This window comes from Bacillus sp. FSL W8-0519 (assembly GCF_038005585.1).
Lineage (GTDB): Bacteria > Bacillota > Bacilli > Bacillales > Bacillaceae_G > Bacillus_A > Bacillus_A paranthracis.
This window is the reverse complement of record NZ_JBBOTL010000001.1, coordinates 1,720,866-1,742,371: the sequence shown is the minus strand read 5'-3', so window position 1 is coordinate 1,742,371 and position 21,506 is coordinate 1,720,866. Positions and strand designations below refer to the sequence as shown.

22 protein-coding genes and 1 pseudogene are annotated in these 21,506 nt (G+C 34.1%); 7 read left to right on the top strand and 16 right to left on the bottom strand.

All coding sequences use genetic code 11. The annotated features are described in order from the left end of the window. Positions 1-24 precede the first annotated feature (24 nt). Positions 25-1,272: a DUF445 domain-containing protein gene (locus NST14_RS09120; protein WP_000058288.1), complete on the bottom strand. Its 1,248-nt coding sequence runs from the start codon at positions 1,270-1,272 to the stop codon at positions 25-27. Between the two features lie 156 nt (positions 1,273-1,428). After that, on the bottom strand, positions 1,429-2,760 hold the full coding sequence (gene dsdA / locus NST14_RS09115; protein ID WP_073541815.1) for a D-serine ammonia-lyase: 1,332 nt from the start codon (positions 2,758-2,760) through the stop codon (positions 1,429-1,431). Positions 2,761-2,910: 150 nt separating this feature from the next. Here dsdA and NST14_RS09110 point away from each other — a divergent pair, with 150 nt between their 5' ends. Further along, complete coding sequence (locus NST14_RS09110; protein WP_000427642.1) at positions 2,911-3,456, top strand: helix-turn-helix domain-containing protein; 546 nt, start codon at positions 2,911-2,913, stop codon at positions 3,454-3,456. A 50-nt stretch (positions 3,457-3,506) separates the two neighbouring features. Here NST14_RS09110 and NST14_RS09105 read toward each other — a convergent pair whose 3' ends face one another. From NST14_RS09105 to NST14_RS09085, 5 genes are all read right to left on the bottom strand, one after another. Next, positions 3,507-4,187, bottom strand: a complete 681-nt coding sequence (locus tag NST14_RS09105; RefSeq protein ID WP_229142977.1) for a prolipoprotein diacylglyceryl transferase family protein — start codon at positions 4,185-4,187, stop codon at positions 3,507-3,509. 17 nt (positions 4,188-4,204) lie between these two features. Then, on the bottom strand, positions 4,205-4,759 hold the full coding sequence (locus tag NST14_RS09100; protein WP_000733159.1) for a TlpA family protein disulfide reductase: 555 nt from the start codon (positions 4,757-4,759) through the stop codon (positions 4,205-4,207). A gap of 56 nt (positions 4,760-4,815) precedes the next feature. Then, positions 4,816-5,628: a M56 family metallopeptidase gene (locus NST14_RS09095; RefSeq protein ID WP_073541817.1), complete on the bottom strand. Its 813-nt coding sequence runs from the start codon at positions 5,626-5,628 to the stop codon at positions 4,816-4,818. Positions 5,629-5,632: 4 nt separating this feature from the next. Next, positions 5,633-6,046 (bottom strand): BlaI/MecI/CopY family transcriptional regulator, encoded by a 414-nt coding sequence (locus tag NST14_RS09090; protein ID WP_000495065.1) that lies wholly within the window; start codon positions 6,044-6,046, stop codon positions 5,633-5,635. 107 nt (positions 6,047-6,153) lie between these two features. Beyond that, positions 6,154-6,552, bottom strand: a complete 399-nt coding sequence (locus NST14_RS09085) for a DUF3942 family protein (protein WP_000347533.1) — start codon at positions 6,550-6,552, stop codon at positions 6,154-6,156. A 393-nt stretch (positions 6,553-6,945) separates the two neighbouring features. Between NST14_RS09085 and NST14_RS09080 the strand changes: the two are divergent. Further along, positions 6,946-7,642 (top strand): annotated as a pseudogene (locus tag NST14_RS09080) (peptidase E). 55 nt (positions 7,643-7,697) lie between these two features. On the opposite strand, the gene NST14_RS09075 reads toward NST14_RS09080, so the two are convergent. Together NST14_RS09075 and NST14_RS09070 are read right to left on the bottom strand one after the other, a co-directional pair. After that, the gene (locus NST14_RS09075) at positions 7,698-9,107 is read right to left on the bottom strand and encodes an MATE family efflux transporter (protein WP_229142976.1); all 1,410 of its coding nucleotides are present in this window, start codon (positions 9,105-9,107) and stop codon (positions 7,698-7,700) included. Positions 9,108-9,205: 98 nt separating this feature from the next. Then, positions 9,206-9,970: a DUF2087 domain-containing protein gene (locus tag NST14_RS09070; RefSeq protein ID WP_001280289.1), complete on the bottom strand. Its 765-nt coding sequence runs from the start codon at positions 9,968-9,970 to the stop codon at positions 9,206-9,208. A 225-nt stretch (positions 9,971-10,195) separates the two neighbouring features. Here NST14_RS09070 and NST14_RS09065 point away from each other — a divergent pair, with 225 nt between their 5' ends. Next, positions 10,196-10,429 carry a hypothetical protein gene (locus NST14_RS09065; protein ID WP_073541818.1) on the top strand — a complete coding sequence of 78 codons (234 nt, stop codon included), beginning with the start codon at positions 10,196-10,198 and terminating at the stop codon, positions 10,427-10,429. Between the two features lie 230 nt (positions 10,430-10,659). Continuing rightward, on the top strand, positions 10,660-11,082 hold the full coding sequence (locus NST14_RS09060) for a PH domain-containing protein (RefSeq protein WP_061184845.1): 423 nt from the start codon (positions 10,660-10,662) through the stop codon (positions 11,080-11,082). A 64-nt stretch (positions 11,083-11,146) separates the two neighbouring features. Here the strand turns inward: NST14_RS09060 and fumC are convergent, their stop codons facing one another. The 3 genes from fumC to NST14_RS09045 all read right to left on the bottom strand — a co-directional run bounded on the left by fumC (position 11,147) and on the right by NST14_RS09045 (position 15,184). Further along, complete coding sequence (fumC, locus tag NST14_RS09055) at positions 11,147-12,535, bottom strand: class II fumarate hydratase (protein WP_000456628.1); 1,389 nt, start codon at positions 12,533-12,535, stop codon at positions 11,147-11,149. 253 nt (positions 12,536-12,788) lie between these two features. Next, positions 12,789-14,192, bottom strand: a complete 1,404-nt coding sequence (gene nhaC, locus NST14_RS09050; RefSeq protein WP_000843974.1) for a Na+/H+ antiporter NhaC — start codon at positions 14,190-14,192, stop codon at positions 12,789-12,791. Between the two features lie 332 nt (positions 14,193-14,524). After that, the gene (locus NST14_RS09045) at positions 14,525-15,184 is read right to left on the bottom strand and encodes a class I SAM-dependent methyltransferase (protein ID WP_001104680.1); all 660 of its coding nucleotides are present in this window, start codon (positions 15,182-15,184) and stop codon (positions 14,525-14,527) included. Positions 15,185-15,437: 253 nt separating this feature from the next. Between NST14_RS09045 and NST14_RS09040 the strand changes: the two genes are divergently transcribed. Beyond that, positions 15,438-16,403, top strand: coding sequence for a DMT family transporter (locus NST14_RS09040; protein WP_033688413.1), 966 nt, complete (start codon positions 15,438-15,440; stop codon positions 16,401-16,403). A 16-nt stretch (positions 16,404-16,419) separates the two neighbouring features. Continuing rightward, positions 16,420-17,091, top strand: a complete 672-nt coding sequence (locus tag NST14_RS09035; RefSeq protein WP_002163700.1) for a GntR family transcriptional regulator — start codon at positions 16,420-16,422, stop codon at positions 17,089-17,091. 56 nt (positions 17,092-17,147) lie between these two features. On the opposite strand, the gene fbpA is transcribed toward NST14_RS09035, so the two are convergent. Together fbpA and NST14_RS09025 are read right to left on the bottom strand one after the other, a co-directional pair. Further along, positions 17,148-17,318, bottom strand: coding sequence for a Fur-regulated basic protein FbpA (gene fbpA, locus NST14_RS09030; RefSeq protein ID WP_000098302.1), 171 nt, complete (start codon positions 17,316-17,318; stop codon positions 17,148-17,150). 194 nt (positions 17,319-17,512) lie between these two features. Beyond that, on the bottom strand, positions 17,513-18,412 hold the full coding sequence (locus NST14_RS09025) for a cation diffusion facilitator family transporter (RefSeq protein WP_000510073.1): 900 nt from the start codon (positions 18,410-18,412) through the stop codon (positions 17,513-17,515). A 189-nt stretch (positions 18,413-18,601) separates the two neighbouring features. Here NST14_RS09025 and NST14_RS09020 point away from each other — a divergent pair, with 189 nt between their 5' ends. Then, positions 18,602-19,675 (top strand): WD40/YVTN/BNR-like repeat-containing protein, encoded by a 1,074-nt coding sequence (locus NST14_RS09020; RefSeq protein WP_073541819.1) that lies wholly within the window; start codon positions 18,602-18,604, stop codon positions 19,673-19,675. A 39-nt stretch (positions 19,676-19,714) separates the two neighbouring features. Here NST14_RS09020 and NST14_RS09015 read toward each other — a convergent pair whose 3' ends face one another. Together NST14_RS09015 and NST14_RS09010 are read right to left on the bottom strand one after the other, a co-directional pair. Next, positions 19,715-20,821, bottom strand: coding sequence for a DUF4179 domain-containing protein (locus tag NST14_RS09015; RefSeq protein ID WP_000653152.1), 1,107 nt, complete (start codon positions 20,819-20,821; stop codon positions 19,715-19,717). Continuing rightward, positions 20,818-21,384 (bottom strand): sigma-70 family RNA polymerase sigma factor, encoded by a 567-nt coding sequence (locus NST14_RS09010; RefSeq protein ID WP_048557479.1) that lies wholly within the window; start codon positions 21,382-21,384, stop codon positions 20,818-20,820. Before NST14_RS09010 ends, NST14_RS09015 begins: the two co-directional genes overlap by 4 nt. Between the last annotated feature and the right edge of the window lie 122 nt (positions 21,385-21,506).

The following is a 21,506-nucleotide window of genomic DNA, read 5'->3' as shown; positions in this document are numbered from 1 at the left end:
TTCCGCAATTGCGGAAGGTTTTTCTCATATAATCGCTTTAATTCCCTCTAACACTAAGCCAATCATAAATCCGCAAACAGCTCCGTTTACTCGGATCCATTGCAAATCTTTACCGACGTTATTTTCAATCATTTCAATTAACGTTTTATCATCTAACTTATCAAGATTTTCTTGCACAAGCTTTCCGATTTTCGAATGGTTATTCTCAACAAGCTTCACAACTTGTTTTTGTAACCAATCTTCTATTTTTTGAACAGTCACTTCGTCATCTTTTATTTTATTCATTTGTTTTTGTAAAAATGGAATAACATACTTATCCGCAAATTCTTCATTGTTTACAAAGACAACTGCTTTTTGCTGCACTTGTTCCAGCATCTCTTTAATTTTGTCAGTAGCGTTCCAATTGGCAATCCACTTTTCTTTCCATTTTTCTAATTCCTGTAGCAACGCTTCATTTTCTTTTACATTTATAATTTCTTGACGAATTTTCGCTAATATAAGTTGTCTCGTGCTATTATCAGCATCTTGTAAGCTGCTAATATTACTAATAATAAACTTCTGCAAAATACCGCCAATTTTATCTTCATCTACAATATTCATAAATGATTTCAAAGTAAACTGCAAGAATCCATCTACTTTTATATTTTCCATCGCCTTCATACCTAAGCTTCCGAGTTGGTAACGCGCTTCATCTTGCGCTGTCCAGTCTTTCACTTTTACTAATATGTAATCAAGTGTCTTTTCATCATATTCTTGCACAACTAATTGATCAACAAGCACTTGTAAAATGTTACTTGTATTCATTGTGTGCAAATATGTTTTTAATTCTTTTTCAATAATAACCGCTAATTTTTCCGTATCTATTGAAACAATCGCTTTCTCCGCAATCGTTACAATCCCTTTTTTCACAGCATCAGACTGCATTTCTCTCTCTGCAATTTGCAGCACCATTTGTGCTAATTGCATTTCTTTTACTTTATTCGTAATACTTTCTTTCGTTAGCCACTCATTTTCTAACGTATTGATGAGCCCTTTCGTTACTCGTTTACGGTTTTTCGGTAACAAAGCTGTATGCGGAATTGGAATTCCCATCGGGTGACGGAATAATGCTGTAACTGCGAACCAATCTGCAAGCCCGCCGACTAACCCAGCTTCAAATCCACCTTGAATAATCTCACCAGCTACCGACCCTTGAAAAGGAATAGAAGCCGCAAAACCTACCCCCATAACCCCAAGCGAAATACCCGCTATATATTTAGTCTGTAATGACATCGTATACACATCCTCTTATTATGTAAAATAAAGCTTTTTTGTTATATTTATTCGATCTTAGTAATCCTTTATATCTATACTATAAAGAACATATGTGAAAATAACAAAGATTTTTATGTACATGAAAAAATGAGACTATAACTAGCCTCATTTTCCTTACAGTATTAATTCTAAACCTTTCTTATAATACCCATTCATCACATCTTCTGGAACCATACTACCGCCAGTTCCCCACACAATATGAGTACCTTTCTTCATCTTCTCTGTTAACTGTTGTTTTTGTAAATAATCATCTTCTGCACATACTTTCACTGGTCCTATCATACCAGCTAATGCAGAAGGCTCTAAATAAATCTTTTCCGTATCAGCTAGTTCTTTTAATAATCTATATAACTCTTCATCACTTACTGTGTAATTTCCACTCAAAAATGGTTCTATCGTTTTACCGACAAATCCAGACGGTCTTCCTACCGCTAGTCCGTCCGCGTCTGTTACATTATCAATCCCGATATCTTGAACGGCAATTTTATCATGAAGTCCTGTCATTAAACCGAGTAACATGCATGGAGAATGCGTAGGCTCGGCAAAGAAACAGTGTACGTTGTCTTTATACAATAACTTTAAACCAAATGCGACTCCGCCAGGCCCGCCCCCTACTCCGCATGGTAGATAAACGAATAAGGGATGTTCTTCGTCTACTACAATCTCTAACTCGTCTAATTGTTTTTGTAAACGCGAGGCTGCGACTGCGTATCCTAAAAATAAATCATGCGAGTTTTCATCATCTACAAAATAACAGCTAGGATCAGCATCTGCTTGCCTTCTTCCTTCTTCTACAGCTTTACTATAATCAGCTTCATATTCAATAACATTTACACCTTTACTTCTTAATAAATCTTTTTTCCATTGTTTCGCGTCTGCTGACATATGAACCGTTACGTTAAAACCTAGTTTCGCACTCATAATCCCAATGCTTAGCCCTAAATTACCTGTAGAACCTACAGCAATTGAGTATTTTGCAAAAAACTCTCTACATGTATCACTATCTAAAATGGAATAATCATCTTCTTCTGTTAACATACCATGCTGCAAAGCTAATTGTTCAGCATGTTTCAACACTTCATAAATGCCGCCTCTAGCTTTAATTGATCCTGATATTGGGAGATGGCTATCACATTTTAATAATAATTCTCCTAAAATAGGTTGCTCGTAATTTTTCTCTAAAGCTTGTTTCATAGAAGGGATTTTCAATAAAGGTGATTCAATGATGCCTTTCGTCTCTTTCGTTTCAGGAAAAACTTTCGCAATGTATGATGCAAAACGCTTTAACCTCTCCTCCGCATCTTTTACATTCTCTTCACTGAGTGGCGAATCTTTTATTGCCGTTTCATACTTTTCCATGTTCGGATTCACCCAAAACACTTCTTCTGTTGCGATTAATTTATTTAATAGTGGATATTCCTCTTTTAATTTCTCTATTCCCTTCATTTCTCTTCCTCCTCATCACCTTGTAGCTTACGATTTAATAAATTATAATTAAATTAATTTTAATATAGTTTAACATAAATTTTTCACTTTAGTTAATTTTAATTTAATTTATTTAAATATAATTTAATAATTAGTAAGGAGATTTTCATTATGGAAAATATAGATATTGGTAAAAAAATTGAAAAACAAAGAAAAGAAAAAGGTTTAACGAGTAAAGAACTTGCAAAGATGGCTGATATTACACCATCTATGTTAAGTCAAATTGAGCGTGGATCTGCTAACCCTTCTATCCAAACATTAAAAGTACTCGCTAAAGCTCTTGATGTTCCAACATTTAGCTTTTTACTTGAAGATACAAATACAGACGATTTAATTGTACGTTCTCATAAACGAAAAAAAATGATTATCGATAATTTATCATATGAAATGCTATCACCTGATTTCACAGGAAATTTAGCAACAGCAATTATGACCGTCCCGCCGAATACAGCTTCGTCAGAAAATGTGCTAGAACATAAAGGTGAAGAATTAGCATATGTATTAGAAGGGAAAATCACATTACATTTAAATGAAGAAGAGTACATATTAGAAACGGGTGATAGCGTAAAAATACCCGCTTATTTAAAACATAAATGGGTAAATCAATTCGAGAAAAATGCCATTGTTTTATTTTCTGTTACTCCGCCGATTTTTTAATAGATGTAATAAAAATAGCCACGTGCGGATTCCTCCGTACATGGCTATTTTTATCTTTTCGGCACGAACAAAATCCCTAAACTCATAACACAAAAACTTAGTATTTGCTGCATCGATAAACCAAATAGAACCGAATTCTGTTCACTAACAAGCGAAATAATAATATGAGCAAACCCCTCAATAATTAGAAAAACACTTATATTCTTTCCATTTCCAAGCCTTTCATTTTTCATCCATAACAAGCCCATTATGCAAAGGGCAAGTATGATCTCGTATGCGAAAATAGGGTGATATAAAAATTTAGATTCATATATTTTCATTCCCCAAGGCAATGTCGTTTGTACTCCTACTTTTTGGTGGAATAGAAAATAAAAAATAATACTCATACATAGCGCAATAGGTAATGCATCAAGTAAAGTACGAAGCGAAAATTGCCCCTTTTTACTTTTCGAAACAATGTATACACTTGCAATTATGCATCCTACTACAATATGTTTCGTACTTCCTATAGCTAATAATGCTTGCAGTGGCGACCTAATAGCCCATACTGGATTTAAAATTGCCGGTGCAAATTTCCATACAAATACGATGATAAGAAAAGCATTTGTTACTGCATCCATCATTTTTTCATATGGTACACTTTCGTTCTTCATCTTTCGTTTCATCAACATAAATCCAAATAAACTTCCAATTATAAGAGATACGGGTTGTAACCTCACGATCCACTCCATCACTATGAAATCCCCTCTTAACTCTCAATTAATTTCTTGAATTTCTCTTCTAATTGATCTGGAGGTAGTACGCCTCGTACTTGCTCTACGATAATTCCATCTTTATTAACAAAAAATGTCGTTGGTAAAGAAAACACTTTATAATCTAATCCGGCTACTCCGTCCATATCTAGTAAAACAGGAAACTTAAATCCGTGACGATCCGCAAAAGCGCTCGCTTCTTGCACTGGATCTCCTATTGTTGCATTTACCGCAAAGATTTCAACATCCTTTTTATATTTATCATACATACGAACTAAGTCAGGTGCCTCCATTTCACATGGACCACACCATGATGCCCAAAAATTAATAAGATATGGTTTACCTTTTGCATCATTTAACGAATACAGCTTCCCGTCTAATCCTTTTAATGTTATGTCTGGTGCTTTAAATCCTACTTGTGGTAATACTTCTGTTTTCTGTAATTCCGCTTGTTTCGCTTTTCTTTCTTTTTCTTCTTTCTTTGCATTATAAAAATTAACTCCGGCCCAAATTAGTGCTCCGGCTAGTATAATAGCAATTAGTTTCTTCACTTTTCTTCCTCCCAAAACACTACATAAAGTAGTGTTAATTCTTAAAAAAAAAGAGGCTATATGCACTCTCCGACAATCAGTACAACCGACATACAGAATAAACCTAATGTTACATATACCGAATTCGTATGTAACGGAATAGTAAGCTTAACAACTTTTTCATGTAACACTTGCTCGATTCGTAAATTTATTGCTGTTTTTGCAAATGAAGCTGTCACACATCGGTTTTCCATTGCCTTTATTTTAATTAATTTTAATAACGCGCTACCTAACTCAAACGAAGACTCCATTTTTTGCATCGCATATTTATCAGCAGCTAGCTCCTGATACGTGTGATACCGCTGTAACAACCCTTTTAATATCGGTATGTACATCATTCCTTCTGCTAATAACGTAAAACAAAATAATTTTAGCGGATCTCGATTGTTTTGATGATATTCTTCATGAAAAATAATCGCATCCATTTCTTCATCTGAAAATGTTTGAAGCATCCCTTCTGACATGACAATTTTCGGACGAAATAACCCAATTGTAAATGCCGCAACTTCCGCAGTCGGCAATATATATATTTGTTTTCCTTTTCGAACGAAAGGAATAAGTACTTTTTGTAATCTTTTAGTATCGAAAAATTGTCGCCACATTCTTTTGCACACGATAAACACTGTAAGTAGTAGAAATCCAGCGATTATAATACGAATGAGCGATAATTCTTTCATATGTTTTTCTAACTGAAACAAGCAAAAATTTGAAAGAAAGAACGCCTTATTTTGAAAAAGAAATGGATATGTAACGTAATACACTAACATACTGAAAAAGACGGTACTAACAATTACTGCTAACAATACGATTTTACGCATTTGCCATTTCATTTCATTAATCCTCTTTTTTTAACTGACTCAATTTATCTTCTAACTTTTTTATTAAAGTCGGATCAACTTGCTCTAACTCATCTAGCATATGATTTACAACCAAATCTCCAAATTCCCCCATCAATTCCTGTGTCATTTTCTTCGTTTGATTGGATAAGAATTCTTCTTTTGTTTGTACAGCACGATATATGCCACTTCTTTTCACAGTCTGTTTTTCTAAATGTAATTTCTCTACTAACCTGTTCATAACTGTCATCACAGTATTAAAATTCACAGGTGATTCTTCGCTTAATTTCTGCTGTACTTCTTTAATCGTAATACCCTCGCTAGACCAAACAATCTCCATAATTTTTGCTTCAAGCGGTCCAAAGAAATGATTTAACCCTTGCTCATTTAGCTTATAGTTTTGAGTAAACATCATGCGTCTCCTTTCACACTACGAATTGTAGTATAAATTAATTGAAAGGTCAAACGTAGATGATATATACGAAAATGAACTACCTATAAATACATAGGCAATTCCATTCATTTTAAACCTAATTTTTCTCCAAATGTATCAAAGAGATACTGCTCTAATATTTGTACACTAAATTTCTCATTACGCCCAAGTGCAAACAATTCCCGATTTTTCGCTACGATCGTATCTAACGGGATAACGACATTATCTACTATTTTTGTAATTTCAATGATGTTACTTTTTACATTTACCTCTGTTTTAAATTCAATGTTTTCTAATACGATATGCGAGCGTCTTCCTGATGCAAAAAAAGTAAAGTTAGGATTTTTATAAATACCAATTTCACTCTCTAGCGGATATAAATACTGAAAAATGATATCTCTATGTCCATCTTTTATTATTTTTTCATCCTTCTCATCATCCAAGTATTCCTTCACCTTCGTTGTAAATTCGAATCGAAAATCCACTTTTCTCACGCTCCCTCTTTGTATTTTTATATTAAATAAATATATTGAAATAATTTTACCATATTGTAATACAAGTTCCTATTAAAAGTAAAAACTCATTTGTAAAATCTCTATTATTGCCGATTCCTTTTTAAAGGATAAGTACTCATTCAATATGAATACATGCTTCTTTATATCCATTTAAACATATTGTTTCCATATTTTGAAACAATAGTATGAAGTATTATATATTAATAAATTGTTTCTAATTCATTTCTCAATATAACCAGCCTTTGCTTTACTATTCCGATATATTCAAACTATATTTTCTACTTAATCATTACATCGCAGAAGGAATGTAACTCTCTTCTATCGAATTTTTATATAACGAAAATGATTAGGTGGTGCTTTACTATGAAATTAGCTGTCATTGGTGGCGGTGATTTACAAGATTCAAATCACTCGCCTATTAATGAGCGACTTATAGAATTAACAAATAAACAGTATCCGAAAGTATTATTCATTCCTACAGCTAGTCATGATGATGAAAGCTATATAAAATTATTTTTAGACACATTCGAAAAACAATTACACTGTGACGTACAAATTTTACGTATTATAGCCGATACACCTTCTAAATATGAAATAGACGAAATGATTCAGTCTGCTGATTTAATTTATCTCAGTGGCGGAAACTATATTCAAATGATTTCAGAATGGAAAGAACATAAGCTCGATGAAAAATTACTATCGGCTCTGCAGCAAGGAACGCTCATTGCAGGGTGTAGCGCTGGTGCTATGTGCTGGTTCACATCTAGCATCCGCTCAGATTATGAAGGTTCCGGTTATATAGAGCAACGGCTGGGGAATTGTGAACAAAAGGTTTTGTCCACATTATAATCAATTAAATAGAATGAACGCCTTCCATTCCTTTTTACAAAATCATCAAGGGAATATAGAAGGCATTGCACTAGAGGATAATTGTGCCTTATATATTACAGAAGAATCTTTTGAAATTATAGGTGAACCAGAAAAAGCGTGGGAGTTTTATATGAGTGATAACAAACTCATTAGACAACATTTTGATATTACTTTAAAAAGCTATTTGTAACCTACACTTACAAAAAATGTCCCTAAGTATAATAACTTAGGGACATTTTCAATATTTAACTCACTAATCGTGTAATTCGTTTCTTCTGCCATGAAATCTTATAATATGCATATTGTAGTATTAAACTGACAATAAACGCTGCTGGGTACCCAATCCATATCCCTTCTATGCCAAGACTTGTATGGTAAGAAAGGTAATACGCTACAGGTACTTCTACAAGCCATATTGATACGACGCCGATAACAGTTGGCCATAATACTGTACCACTCGCTCGCATTGTCGCACTAATAATTTGCGCATGCCCGAAAATTAAATAACTCCATAATGTAATCATAACTAGGCTATGAGCAATTTCAATTGTAGTTTGACTCGTTAAAAATAGTGATAGAATGTCTCTTGAGAACAAGTAAATAAGAGATATTAGCACACCACCGATGACGTAGTTCATAATAATTCCGGCCTTCACAACTTTCTGCAATCGATCAAATTGATTCGCACCAATTGATTGGGCAGCAAAAATGGAGACTGTAATACCAAGACTAACTGCTGGCATTTGCACATAACTTGCAACTTGGTTCACAACGCCATAAGCTGCTGTTGCATCCGAACCGTAACGATTTACAAACGCAATTACCGCAATTTCTGATAATGAAACTAATATCATATTAATACTCGCTGGAATACCAAGTCGTAGTAAAAGCTTTAATAACCCCCAATCCATTCGAAGATATTTCCTTACCGTACTATCTAATTGTAGTGGGTGATTTTTTTTCTTTAAATACACTAACATGACAATAAACGTAATAACTGTAGATATAACAGAAGCATAGGCTGCTCCATACACATCTAATTTTGGAGCACCTAACCATCCAAAAATAAGGATTGGTAATAAGATCATATTTAGCGCTGTACTTACAATTAAAAAGTAAAATGGCGTTTTAGAATCTCCTGTACCTCTCATAAACGTTGTGTATGCGAAATATAAAAATAAGATTGGCATCGATATAAATAAAATACGTGCATAATGTACACTTATTTCAATAATATTTTCTGGCGTCCCCATAAGGCGCATAATATCCATCGCAAAAATACTACCTACTATCGCTAACACAACTCCAATAATAAAGGTAAATGTTAGCGTCGTACCAACAATCGCTTTTAAACGATCTTCGTTTTTTGCCCCAAACGCCTGACCAATTAAAATGGAACTCCCTGAACCAATACCAATTACGAATGAAACAAGTAAGAAAAATAATGGGAAGAATGCCGATATGGCCGCTAAATCATTCACTCCAAGCCACCTTCCTACTACTACCATACCGAATAATTGTCCAACTGATTGTAGTACATTACTTAATAGTAACGGTACTAAAAACATGGACATCGATTTCCAAATCGGTTTACTCTCACTTTCTAACTTATGTGACTCCGCACCTTCTTTATTGTTATTTGTAGGTGGTTTCAAATTTCATTTCTCCTTTTATTAAAAATCTGTTTTTCAACTTCTATCTCTTTGTATAGTTGTTATAACGATGTGCTTCTATTCATTTTCTTGTCCCTATATTATAACTTCACCCAATATTGGCTTCCATCAGCTGTTCTATCTAAAAACCCGTATTCGATTAAATATCTTCTCAAAGTTACAAAATCCGGATATACGCTTTCTATAATAGCATTTACTTCTTTTTCAGTGTACTTTTTATGACTATCAAACTTCGTCACTAAATGACGTAATATAATTAATTTACGCTTTTGCTTTTTTGGAAATTTAGAAAGCGGTCCATCTAATCCCTCTGTAAAATGTGTTTTTAACACTTCATCATTTTCTTCTTCTGTAATATTGTAACGATCATCTACCATCGTTGCTGTTCTATGAATGGGTACAAATTTCGTTTGTACTTTTGATTTTTCTTCTGACAGTTCCATTAACGCTAAAAACACTTTCGCTTGCTTCATTTTCTCTCGAAGTGTAAACCGATGATTGCGGATGGTTGAAGTACTTCCGCCATCCATCTCTTTCACAATCTCTTTATCATTCAGCCCCATATGGAAAAACTGAACCATCTTCTTTTGCAAATCCGTTAAACCCGTATACTTCTTATCAAGGTTTAATAAATAGTCAAACATAGATGTATGTTCGTTTTGCACATGCAATTGTACAAACTTCTCTGCTTCATACAAAACTTGATTATCTTGATAAATAACACCCTTAATAAACGTTTCTCCACAAGCTAAACAAATATACTCTTCCGTTTCCTCATCAAACACATACCCTTTTTTCAATTCCTCTACCGACGCATCCCAAAACTTCTCTGAAATATCGCTCATACTAAACACTCCTTTAAAATGTCCGTTTTAAAATAAACAAATTCCAATAACGTTTATTACCACTTCATCATCTTAACATAAACGAAATAAACATTTCAATGTTTCGTTTACCTATTTTTCAAACCTTTATAAAAAATGTCTATAAAATATTCTTTAAAAAGGACATGAAGCAATAAAAAGCGAATGTATTTAATAAATAAATTACGATAGGATGTGAAACAAAACATGACTATTCTGCACGGCTCTTGGTTTACTGTTAAACAAATTGCCCAAAATACATATGCAATTAGTGAATATGGAGATTGGGAGAAAGTACATTCAATTTTAACTACAAAAAAGGTGTTTCCGTATAAGAAAACACCTTTTACTTTTTATATATTCTATTTAAAGTCTCAACTAAAACCTTACTTGCTTGTACAAATGTATGCTTTCGGTTTCTATCTTCAACAAATGTATTAGCACAACTCCCCATAATCATCATACAACTAATTATGACTAACACTATCTTTCTATTCTTGTAAGTCACTTCATGCCACTCCACTATTACAAAACTTCTTTTGAATGTATCCCATCAAGAAATTTTACATGAATAATAAAACGTGCGAATATGCAATTATGCATATTCGCACGTTTTATTACAATGTTATGATTTAATTTAGTTAAAGTACACGTATACCGAGGTGACTAACTTGAAATTTAAAGCGAAAAAAAATCCATTTCACGTCATTTTTATTACATTATTTATCCTGATTTTTTTCATTTCACTATTTTTCCAAAATGAAAATTCTATTTTTTTCACCCTCATGATGCTGCTAAATATCGTGAATCTTTCTTCATTCTATTTCTCTCACTACAACGTAACAGAATCATCTCTTTTCGTAAAACATGGTTTCATACTACGTACTGAAATTCCCTTTGAAGATATTCGCCACATTAAATACTCTGGTAAAAAACTTCATTCAAAGAAATGGACTAGACAGCAATTAGAAATCCATTATAATTTATTCGACTCTGTGACAACTTTCGTACCACAAGAAGAAGAAAAATTCATTGCACTTTTAAAAGAAAACTGCCCACATATGAAAATATTGAATATGTCTGCTAACAAATAATATATTTTGGCATTTACAGTAATAAAAAAACCAAGATTCTAAACAAAGAATCTTGGCGTTTTTATTACTCTTTCGGAGCAATCATTTTTTTCGGATCGACAATTTCATCAAATTGTGCTTCTGTTAGTAATCCAGATTGCAATGCTGCTTCTTTTAAAGTTAACCCTTGTTTATGAGCATGCTTCGCAATTTTCGCTGCATTTTCATATCCGATATGCGGATTTAATGCTGTAACAAGCATTAATGAACGATTCACATTCTCTTTAATGACTTCTTCATCTGCTTCAATACCAACTGCACAATTATCATTAAATGAAACAATTGCATCTGCTAATAAGTGAGCAGATTGTAAGAAGTTATATGCAATAACAGGTTTAAATACATTTAACTCAAAATTGCCTTGGCTCGCTGCAAATCCGATTGTTGCGTCATTTCCCATCACTTGTGCTACAACCATCGTTAACGCTTCACTTTGCGTTGGATTTACTTTACCTGGCATAATAGAGCTTCCTGGCTCATTTGCTGGAATAATAATTTCTCCTAGCCCACTACGTGGACCACTTGCCAGCCAGCGCACATCGTTAGCAATTTTCATTAAATCCGCTGCTAATGCTTTTAATGCCCCATGCGTATATACAACTTCATCATGACTCGTTAATGCATGGAATTTATTTGGTGCAGAAATAAATTGCTTACCTGTAAATTGGCTAATTTCCTCAGATACCATCTCACCAAATTTAGGATGGGCGTTTATACCTGTTCCAACTGCAGTACCACCAATCGCAAGCTCTTTCATATATGTATTGCTCTCTGCAATCATACGCTCTGTTTTTTCAAGCATACGGTGCCATCCACTAATTTCTTGTCCTAATGTTAACGGTGTCGCATCTTGTAAATGTGTACGACCAATTTTTATAATATGTTCAAATGCTTTTACTTTTTCTGCTAACGTTTCTTTTAATTTCGTAATTGCTGGTAACACGTGATTTTCTACTGCGAGTACACATGCTACATGAAGCGCAGTTGGGAAAGTATCATTTGAACTTTGAGACATGTTCACATCATCATTCGGATGAATATGTACGTCAAATCCTTTCTCTTTCAAAATTTGATTCCCTCGGTTTGCAATTACTTCATTCACATTCATGTTTGACTGAGTACCACTACCTGTTTGCCATACGACAAGTGGAAAATGTTCATTCCATTTCCCTGCTATCACTTCGTCAGCTGCTGTCACAATTGCTTCTGCTTTTTCTTCTGATAGCTTTCCTAATTTTTTATTAGTAAGTGCTGCACTCTTCTTTAAAATGGCAAATGCTTTTACAATTTCAAGCGGCATTTGCTCTGTTCCAATCGGGAAGTTTTCTTTACTACGTTGTGTTTGTGCTGCCCATAATTTATCAGCTGGAACTTTAATTTCTCCTAATGTATCTCTTTCAATTCTGTACTCCATGTTTTCATCCCCTTGAAAATATAATACCTACATTTCTTATAATAACAGACTTCCCTCTAAATGATAAGAATTCTCACTCATATAAATAGATATTTTATATTTATTTTAAAAACTCCTCTTGACCTAAACTTAAGTTTAGGTTGTATTCTTTCCTTTGTAACCTACTATAACAATACTGGAGGAATTCAATATGAAAAAGTATGTTTTCATAATAAAAAATCACCTTCTACAACACGTAGAAGGTGATTTTTTATTATGACGCTTCTTTTCCTTTTTCAGCATCATCTACATACCAAATGAACTTGCCTGTATATCCGTAAATAACTGCTAAAATTAACGATACGAAGCTTAACCACATAAATGGAATGTATGATATCGTCGCAACACCTAAAATACCAGCCATAAAAATACCGTTATCCGACCATGGAACCATACCTGAAGTTAATGTTCCACCTACTTCTGAGTTACGCGCTAATACGCGGCGGTCGATTTTTAGTTTATCATAACTTTCTTGCATAATTTTCGGTGTTAAAATAAGTGATACGTACATCGCACATCCAAATATGTTCGCTAAAAATGCAACGATTAATGTAGATAATGTTACATTACCAGCAGAATTTAATTTCTTTTCGAATTTTGATACGATTACTTTTAAAACACCTAATTTTTCAAGTAATCCACCAAACCCTAAACCGAAAATAATTACGGCTACTGAACCGAGCATACCGTTAATTCCGCCACGGTTTAATAACTTATCGACAAACTCAACGCCTGATTGAATTGAGAATCCGTTATATGCTGTTCCAATTGCGTCTCCAAAGTGCATTCCTTGGAAAACAGTTGCCCAAATTGCGCCAAGTAAAGCTCCCATTGCAATTGTAGGCATAGAAGGCTTCTTCATTGCTAATAGGACAATGACAATAATCGCCGGAACTAACATCCATATTTTAATATCAAAGTGTTTTAATAATGATTCCTTTAAAAATTCTACTCGATTTAAATCTACGTTATCTCCGCCATACATCCAACCAGCTACAGTAAACATAATGCTAGTAATAATATACGCTGGAACGTCTAATACAAGCATAGCTCGTACGTGTGCAATAACATCTACTTTTGCCATAGATGCTGCAAGTACTGTACTATCAGAAAGTGGCGATAATTTATCCCCGAAATAAGCACCTGAAAGAACTGCACCAGCAACAAGTGGTAATGGTAACCCAAGACCTTCACCAATCGCCATCATAGCAATACCTGCTGTTCCTACCGTTCCCCAAGATGTTCCTGTTGCGATAGAAGTGATCGAACAAATAATTAATGTTGCTAATAGGAATATACTAGGGTGAATAAATTCTAATCCATAATAAATTAATGTTGGTACTATCCCACCAGCAATCCATGTTCCAATTAAAGCACCTACTGCAACTAAAATGAGTATTGCTTCTAATCCGTTAGAAATCCCTTTCGTAATTGCATCTTGCAATTCTTGATAACGAAATCCTAATCTTAATCCAAGCGCAATTACTAAAAACCATGAAATAAATAGCGCTAATTGAATTGGGAGATCAAAAATCGTTTGGAAGGAAAAGACAACAGCAAGAAATAATAATAAAAGAACTATGATTTCTAGCATCGATGGTAATCTTACACTTTTCATTTTTTTCTCTCCTTACAAGTCGATAACATGACGTGTGTCGTCTTACATGTATGTAATATACAATTAGCGAAGACAAAACAAAATTTTCATATTATTTCGATTTATTTTTCCAGTATAATATATTGGACACCTTTTCTATTGTAAAAGTAGATGCTACTTTTCGCAATGGAAAATATAAAAAATGTTACATTTTTTATATTTAACAATCAAAGAGTAACTTTTTTAATATTTGCCAACATAAAACTTTTTACTATTATCCTCACCGTTTAAAGGAATATCATTATTCCCCACACAAAAAAGCACGCATCATTCAAATGATGCATGCTCCACTTTTATTTATACATATTTTGTATTTCTTCTTTATTTTGAAGTATTTCCACAAACTTATCGCTACAACCTTTCGGAAATAATACGCCGAGTCCATATGAATGCTGGAACTGAAAATGAGGGTGCTTTGCTGTGACTTCATCCCAAAACTTATACACGCCGAAGTTTCGATCTTTCACCTCAATATCATGAAATAACACAATACCGTTATTCGCAAGTTTCGGTAACCATGTTTTATAATCATGAGAAACTGCTTCATACGTATGATAGCCATCAATATGCAACAAATTTATCGTTCCATCTTGAAATTGATCAACAGCCTCATCAAAAGTAGATTTAATTAAATTACCTATATTGGGATAGCTCATTTTCACCACTTTATCTACAATTTGGAAAACACCTTCTCCATATGGACCTGTATGCCCGTCTCCTGTCCAAGTATCTACAGCATAACATTTTGTAGCTAATCCCCCATCCTTTACCCCTTGACAAAAACTGAAAAAAGAAGCGCCTAAATGTGTACCTAGCTCAACTAATATTTCTGGTTTTTCAAATCTTACTAAATCGTATGCGAACTCCAAATGCCCAAGCCACGCAGTATTCGCACGAATAAATGGACTAAAATTATCAAATTCAAATGTTGGTTTATGAGTAACCCAGTTCATCGCGTATCTCCTTCTACACATATTTTTAACAAACCAAATTACTCTTATCTTTATTTTTTTATCCGCTTGATTATGATTTAATTTTATAATTTTCTCTCACTTTATTTAACCTGCTCGCTTGTATCGTAAATATAACTGGAACTATTCAAATCTCCACCATACAACACAGAAATTTCAGTTTATTTTTTATTCATTTCGTGATATATTGCATATTGTATATAATATATTTCCTGAAAGGAGGACTCTATACATGATGGATCCAAATCGTTTAAAAGGAATCATTATGGTTGTCATCGGTGCTTGTTTATGGGGCTTGTCCGGAACAGCTGCACAACAACTTTTTCAATATGACAATATTTCTACTGAATGGTTAGTTACAATTCGATTGCTTATATCGGGCGTTATCTTACTCATTATTTCATCATTGGGAACGAGAAAAAAAGAAATATTCAGCATATGGAAACAAAGATCTGATGCTACTAAAATGATATTGTTTGGCCTATTCGGTATGCTTGCTGTACAATACACGTACTTCGCTTCTATTAAAGAAGGAAATGCTGCCGTTGCAACATTATTGCAATATTTAGCTCCTATATTTATTACTGTATACTTACTTTTCAAATGGAACGTTCGTCCATCAAAAATTGATTTTATTTCAATTGCCCTTTCATTAGTAGGCACTTTTCTCTTACTAACAAACGGGTCTGTTCATAACTTAGCTGTTTCTACACCAGCTATCGTTTGGGGTATTTTATCTGGATTATCTCTTGCTTTTTATAGTTTATATTCAAAAGAATTACTAGATAGATGGTCTTCCTCAGTTATCGTTGGATGGGGCATGATTATTGGGGGTATGGGTGTAACGATTGTACACTTTATTACTACGAAAGAATTCATTTTATTGTCAACGATGAAATATGTAAAACTAAATACTTTACCGCTCATCACATTTGTCATCATTTTCGGAACACTTATTGCCTTTTATTTATACTTAGACAGCATACGATACTTAACCCCGAAAGAAACGACATTATTCGGTTGTACAGAACCACTCGCAGCTATTATTTCTTCTGTACTTATATTACATGTACCGTTTCAATCTTTTCAGTTATTAGGGGCTTTTTGTGTCATTGTAATGGTGCTTATCTTAAGCCAAAAACCGGATGAAGGGAAACCTGAATTAAAGCTTGTTCATCAGAAAAAGGAAAATATACAATGAAAGGATTGAATTCACTATGCCTATCCCTCAAAATAATAAAAAACTAGGAAGAGTTTCAGCAAAATCACTCGTTTTAAATCAACTACAAGATTGGATTATTGAAGGTGTACTGAAGCCCGATGAAAAAATTAATGATGGGGAACTGGCTGAAGCACTAGGAGTAAGTAGAACACCTGTAAGAGAAGCACTTCAAATATTAGAGCTTTCTGGATTAGTGGAAATGGTACCTGGGCAAAAAACAAAAATTGCTCCTATTCAGTTAGACGACATACCTACTATTTATGAAACGATGGCTGGTCTTCACTCTATTATAGGTAAGCAAGCACTTCAAAACATTACAGACGCTGATCTGAAGCTACTTTCTGAAATAAATGATGACTTTCAGTACTCTATAGAGAAAAAAAACGCAAAACAAGCTTTAGAATTAGATATACAATTTCACAATGCAATTTCTTCTATTGCTAAAAATCAATATATTGAACCCTTTCTAGAAAATATGCAACTTCACGTCTTACGCCTTGAATATTTATTTTTCCAAAACTTTGTTCCAGCAAGTCAATCTATTGATGAACATCACGCTATCATTCAAGCACTGCAGAAGCAGGATGAAAAACAAATGGAACAAATGATGACTCAAAACTGGCTCCGTCCAATGAAAGAAATACAAAAAATAATTTCTACGAAATAGAAAGAGAGCTGGCTACATAAAATCGTAACCAGCTCTCTTTTTACTAATATATATAGTTATGCCTGAATATTTGCATAATCTTCCATATCTTCGTATTCTTTTTCCAATTCCTCTAAAGACAGCTCGTATAATTGTCGATCGCGAATTTTAAACACACCTGCTCCAATTAACTCATCAATTAAATGCCTCTTACGATTTTCAACAGCAAAACGGAGTTGACTACTCATCTTTTAAAAAAACTCCTTTCTACGATTATTGAAAATGATAATCTTTATCAATTACCACTTTTGATTATAAAAGATGACTCTTTATAAGTAAAGTAATTTCATGAAATATTTACCTTACAAAGTATTTGTGGCCACATTATATATATGTATGCTGCGCGAAAAATGTTATGACACTTTTTCTTATCCTTTTTCTTTCATACTTTGCAAGTTGTCTCACTATGATGAAATTCACCATCTATTTCTACTTGAATGGTGACATGTTCTACATGAAACTTCTCTTTTAATACTTCCGTAGCCTCTTTTAATACACTTTGTGTTTCATTTCCTTGAATAATCAAGTGGCAAGTTAATACTTGAAAATCCGATGTGACAGACCATATGTGCAAATCATGAACTTCTTTTACAATCGTAATATTTAACAATGTACTTTTTACCTCTTCAACATTTATGTTCTGCGGTGCACCTTCCATTAATATATGGACCGTATCACGTGTTACACGCCATCCACTAATAATGACTAAAATAGACACAAGAATACTAGCAATCGCATCTGCAGCAGTCCATCCGAAAAATTTAATAAGTAACGCAGCAATTATCGCTCCGACTGATCCTAATAAATCGCCTAATACGTGTAAGAAAGCACTTCTTAAATTTAAATTACCCTTCACATCTCCGCCTCTCATTAATATCCCAGCTGATAAAATATTAATAAGCAGACCAAGTACAGCAATAATAAGCATTCCATTACTAGCAATCTCAACTGGCTCTTTAAAACGGCGAATTGCTTCAATAAAAATGTATATTGAAATGACAATAAGGACGACACCGTTACATAATGCCGCTAACATTTCGACTCGCTTATATCCATATGTTTTCGCAGTTGTTGCTGTTTTTTCTCCGAGTTTAAACGCAAGTAAACTTAAAGCTAAAGATACTGCATCACTTAGCATATGCCCCGCGTCAGATAGTAGTGCTAAGCTATTTGTTACAAATCCCCCAATAACTTCAGCAATCATAAAACTTGTTGTTAGTAAAAATGCAAGTAATAACGCTTTTTTATTATTAGAATTACCATGATTATGTGAATGCCCCATACTAATGCTCCTTTAAGGATAATATCTGTACATTAGTATGAAACAAACTCCCCATCTTTATCCCGCTTCCTCTGTATAAACACTTCGCTACATTTCAAACAAGTCCTTTTTCTCAACAAAAAATAAGACTACTTCTTTTTCAGCTTCATATTGTTTACTAATGAAAGAATTTTTAAGGAGGTTACGAAAATGAAACGTTTATTTCTCTGTATGGAACGTGAACTTGTTGTAGTGAAAGAACGATATGGTAACTATGAAGCGGCGTATCACTTACAAAATATGCAACCTACCTGTATCGCTGTTGATCCATTTCAAAAAAATCGTGTATATTGCGGCACTTTTGGACGAGGTCTCTGGTTAAGTGACGATAGCGGAGATTCATGGAGACCAATTGGAGATTCTTATCGTTACTTTGATTTTCCAAAAGAAGATGGTATTTTACATTCTTCGATCACTTCCATTACGATAAGCCCGAATGAACAAGTTAACGGATATGGCGTCGTTTATGTCGGCACAGAACCGAGCGCTTTATTCCGTTCAGAAAATGGTGGGGAAACGTGGACGGAACTAAAAAATATGAAATCATTATTATCTTCTTATACGTGGGCTTTCCCTCCTAGACCTTTTACTCATCACGTACGCTGGATTACGGTTGATCCAAACAATCCAAATACAATCTACGTTTCAATCGAAGCTGGTGCCGTTATTCAAAGTAACGATAAAGGGCATACATGGATTGATAAAAAATTCGGTGCTCCTATCGATGCTCATCAATTACTTATGCACCCTGAAGCCCCAAATCGCCTTTATGCATCATGTGGTGACGGATTTATGGGCGGACCTGATCGCGCATATCTTGAAAGTTATAACAGTGGAAACAGCTGGATTTCATGTAGTGATGGACTTGAACATCATTATTTATATAGCATGGCTATCGATCCAGCTGATTGTAATACAATTCTCGTTTCTGCCGCACCGAGTGCAGATCTCGCTCATCACCGTATTCCTTATGAATCTTATATTTATCGTAAAACGAAAGATACTCCGTTCCAGCAAGTACAACAAGGACTACCATCTGCAATCGGTACAGTCATTTCGATGTTTGCGACAAACGAAGCCGAACCACATACATTTTACACTTTAAATAACAATGGCGTGTTTCAATCCAATGATAGCGGCGAATCGTGGGAACAACTAAATATTCCTTGGAAAGAGGAATATAAAACGCAGCATCCGCATGCATTACTTGTTACTACTCCTTAACGAAAAAAAGACTGCCTAATGTTTTAGGCGGTCTCTCTTTTATTTCTTTAAATCAATAACGATATCATCTAACACAAAATCTTTCTTTTTCGCTTCTTTTTTCGGTACTTCTATTTTCTTCTCTTTCCCATTCACATACTCCACTCCACCATGATTTTCAGGTGTATGAACTCGCAAGTGCACGTGAGGTGTAACGATAAGCTTTGTTGCATTTTTATTTAACTTTTGGAATGTGGAACTCCAACTACTTTTGTGCGGTTCTGCTACTGTACTAGTTCCGCCATTTCCTTCACCAGCATATTTATTTCCTAAATCATCTTTTATTTCTAATTCCACATCAGCGCTATCCCATATACTTCTTAATACTTTAGATTCTTCCTGATTGAAAAAAACGATAAATGACATCGGAGTTACTTCCATTTTGTCTATATTTACTTTTATTAATTCATTTTCAGAAACCCCATTAACCTTTACTTCTTTACTATCCATTGCTTTTAAACTAAGTGCGAAATTCCAGTTTCCCTTTATTACATTACCTTCATAATCCAACTCAATTGCCTCTATATCCCACCAAACATTTGCAACATCTAATCTTTCACTACCATGACCACTCATCGTAGTCATACCTACATATTTCCCCTCTCCAACTTTTGTAACGTTTGAACTACCTCCTCCGCCATCAAAGCCCATAACTTGCGGACTTCCAAATGGGAACGGTTTCTCTCCTAAATCTTTTTCGCTCTCAATAGAATATGTGATTGTAATAGTTCTACCATCGAACACAGCATCATTAATGGTAACCTTAACCCCATTACTCTCCCTCGTCATATTCAATTCAGTCGAAAACTCTTTATAATTTTCATATAACCCTGTTCTACCATTATCTAAAAATCGGAATATGTCACCTACTATTGGTAATCCTCCAGCGTATGTCGGAAATCCGATGCCAAGCATGGCAACCGATACGCCGACTAAAATAGATGCAGCAGCAACGCCTTTTTTCCAACTTTTCATCTTTTTCTTCGTACGCATCGATTGTTTTACATTGCGCTTTACTTTTTCTTTTTCAATTTCAGAAGCCTCAATTTCCTCAAGTTCTTTCTCATCTATATCAATATCATTTAATAGTTCATAAATGTCTTTCATATGACACTACCTCCAAAACTAATTTTCGTAGCATTTTGTTGTAGTTTCTTTTTTCCACGATACACACGATTATCTATCGCTGCCCGAGTTAACCCTAACTTGTCTCCTATTTCTTCTGTCTTCATACCAAGAAGATATTTCATAATGAACACCTTTTGATCTAACGGTTCTAATTGATTAATAAGCTTCAATAACTCTTCCCTATCTTCCATAACGATTAATTCATCTTCTGCTGACTTTTCCGTACTAATATGAAACTCATCCGAAATAATCTCTACTTTTTTAGTTGCCTTCCGGTAATAATCAATCGCCTTAAATTTCGCAATTGCCGCAATCCATTTTTTAAAATCATTTGGTTCTCCATGAAATTTATTTGCGTTATTCCATATGGAAAGAAATATATCGTTTACACATTCCTCTATGAGTCCATCATTTTGAACCGGAAGAAGAAATTTGTGGGTTATTCCTTTTATGAGCGGTAAGTATGTATCGACAACAAATTCTAGCGCATCTTCTTTTTGTCGCTGTAATCTTTTTATATAATTTTTCTCATTTGATTTCATGTAGCGATTCCCCTTATTTTTTTGTAAAAGCTTTTACACCCTATATAACGTCTAAAAAAATATTTTCTCTCATATTTTTATTATTTTTTATATGTAATGGAATACTTTCCCTTAGCCATTGT

Excerpts from the sequence above, each read along its gene's own strand:
- NST14_RS09120 (WP_000058288.1), bottom strand. The coding sequence starts at position 1,272 with ATGTCATTACAGACTAAATATATAGCGGGTATTTCGCTTGGGGTTATG.
- dsdA (WP_073541815.1), bottom strand. The coding sequence starts at position 2,760 with ATGAAGGGAATAGAGAAATTAAAAGAGGAATATCCACTATTAAATAAA.
- NST14_RS09110 (WP_000427642.1), top strand. The coding sequence starts at position 2,911 with ATGGAAAATATAGATATTGGTAAAAAAATTGAAAAACAAAGAAAAGAA.
- NST14_RS09105 (WP_229142977.1), bottom strand. The coding sequence starts at position 4,187 with ATGGAGTGGATCGTGAGGTTACAACCCGTATCTCTTATAATTGGAAGT.
- NST14_RS09095 (WP_073541817.1), bottom strand. The coding sequence starts at position 5,628 with ATGAAATGGCAAATGCGTAAAATCGTATTGTTAGCAGTAATTGTTAGT.
- NST14_RS09090 (WP_000495065.1), bottom strand. The coding sequence starts at position 6,046 with ATGTTTACTCAAAACTATAAGCTAAATGAGCAAGGGTTAAATCATTTC.
- NST14_RS09070 (WP_001280289.1), bottom strand. The coding sequence starts at position 9,970 with ATGAGCGATATTTCAGAGAAGTTTTGGGATGCGTCGGTAGAGGAATTG.
- NST14_RS09065 (WP_073541818.1), top strand. The coding sequence starts at position 10,196 with ATGACTATTCTGCACGGCTCTTGGTTTACTGTTAAACAAATTGCCCAA.
- fumC (WP_000456628.1), bottom strand. The coding sequence starts at position 12,535 with ATGGAGTACAGAATTGAAAGAGATACATTAGGAGAAATTAAAGTTCCA.
- nhaC (WP_000843974.1), bottom strand. The coding sequence starts at position 14,192 with ATGAAAAGTGTAAGATTACCATCGATGCTAGAAATCATAGTTCTTTTA.
- NST14_RS09045 (WP_001104680.1), bottom strand. The coding sequence starts at position 15,184 with ATGAACTGGGTTACTCATAAACCAACATTTGAATTTGATAATTTTAGT.
- NST14_RS09040 (WP_033688413.1), top strand. The coding sequence starts at position 15,438 with ATGGATCCAAATCGTTTAAAAGGAATCATTATGGTTGTCATCGGTGCT.
- NST14_RS09035 (WP_002163700.1), top strand. The coding sequence starts at position 16,420 with ATGCCTATCCCTCAAAATAATAAAAAACTAGGAAGAGTTTCAGCAAAA.
- fbpA (WP_000098302.1), bottom strand. The coding sequence starts at position 17,318 with ATGAGTAGTCAACTCCGTTTTGCTGTTGAAAATCGTAAGAGGCATTTA.
- NST14_RS09025 (WP_000510073.1), bottom strand. The coding sequence starts at position 18,412 with ATGGGGCATTCACATAATCATGGTAATTCTAATAATAAAAAAGCGTTA.
- NST14_RS09020 (WP_073541819.1), top strand. The coding sequence starts at position 18,602 with ATGAAACGTTTATTTCTCTGTATGGAACGTGAACTTGTTGTAGTGAAA.
- NST14_RS09015 (WP_000653152.1), bottom strand. The coding sequence starts at position 20,821 with ATGAAAGACATTTATGAACTATTAAATGATATTGATATAGATGAGAAA.
- NST14_RS09010 (WP_048557479.1), bottom strand. The coding sequence starts at position 21,384 with ATGAAATCAAATGAGAAAAATTATATAAAAAGATTACAGCGACAAAAA.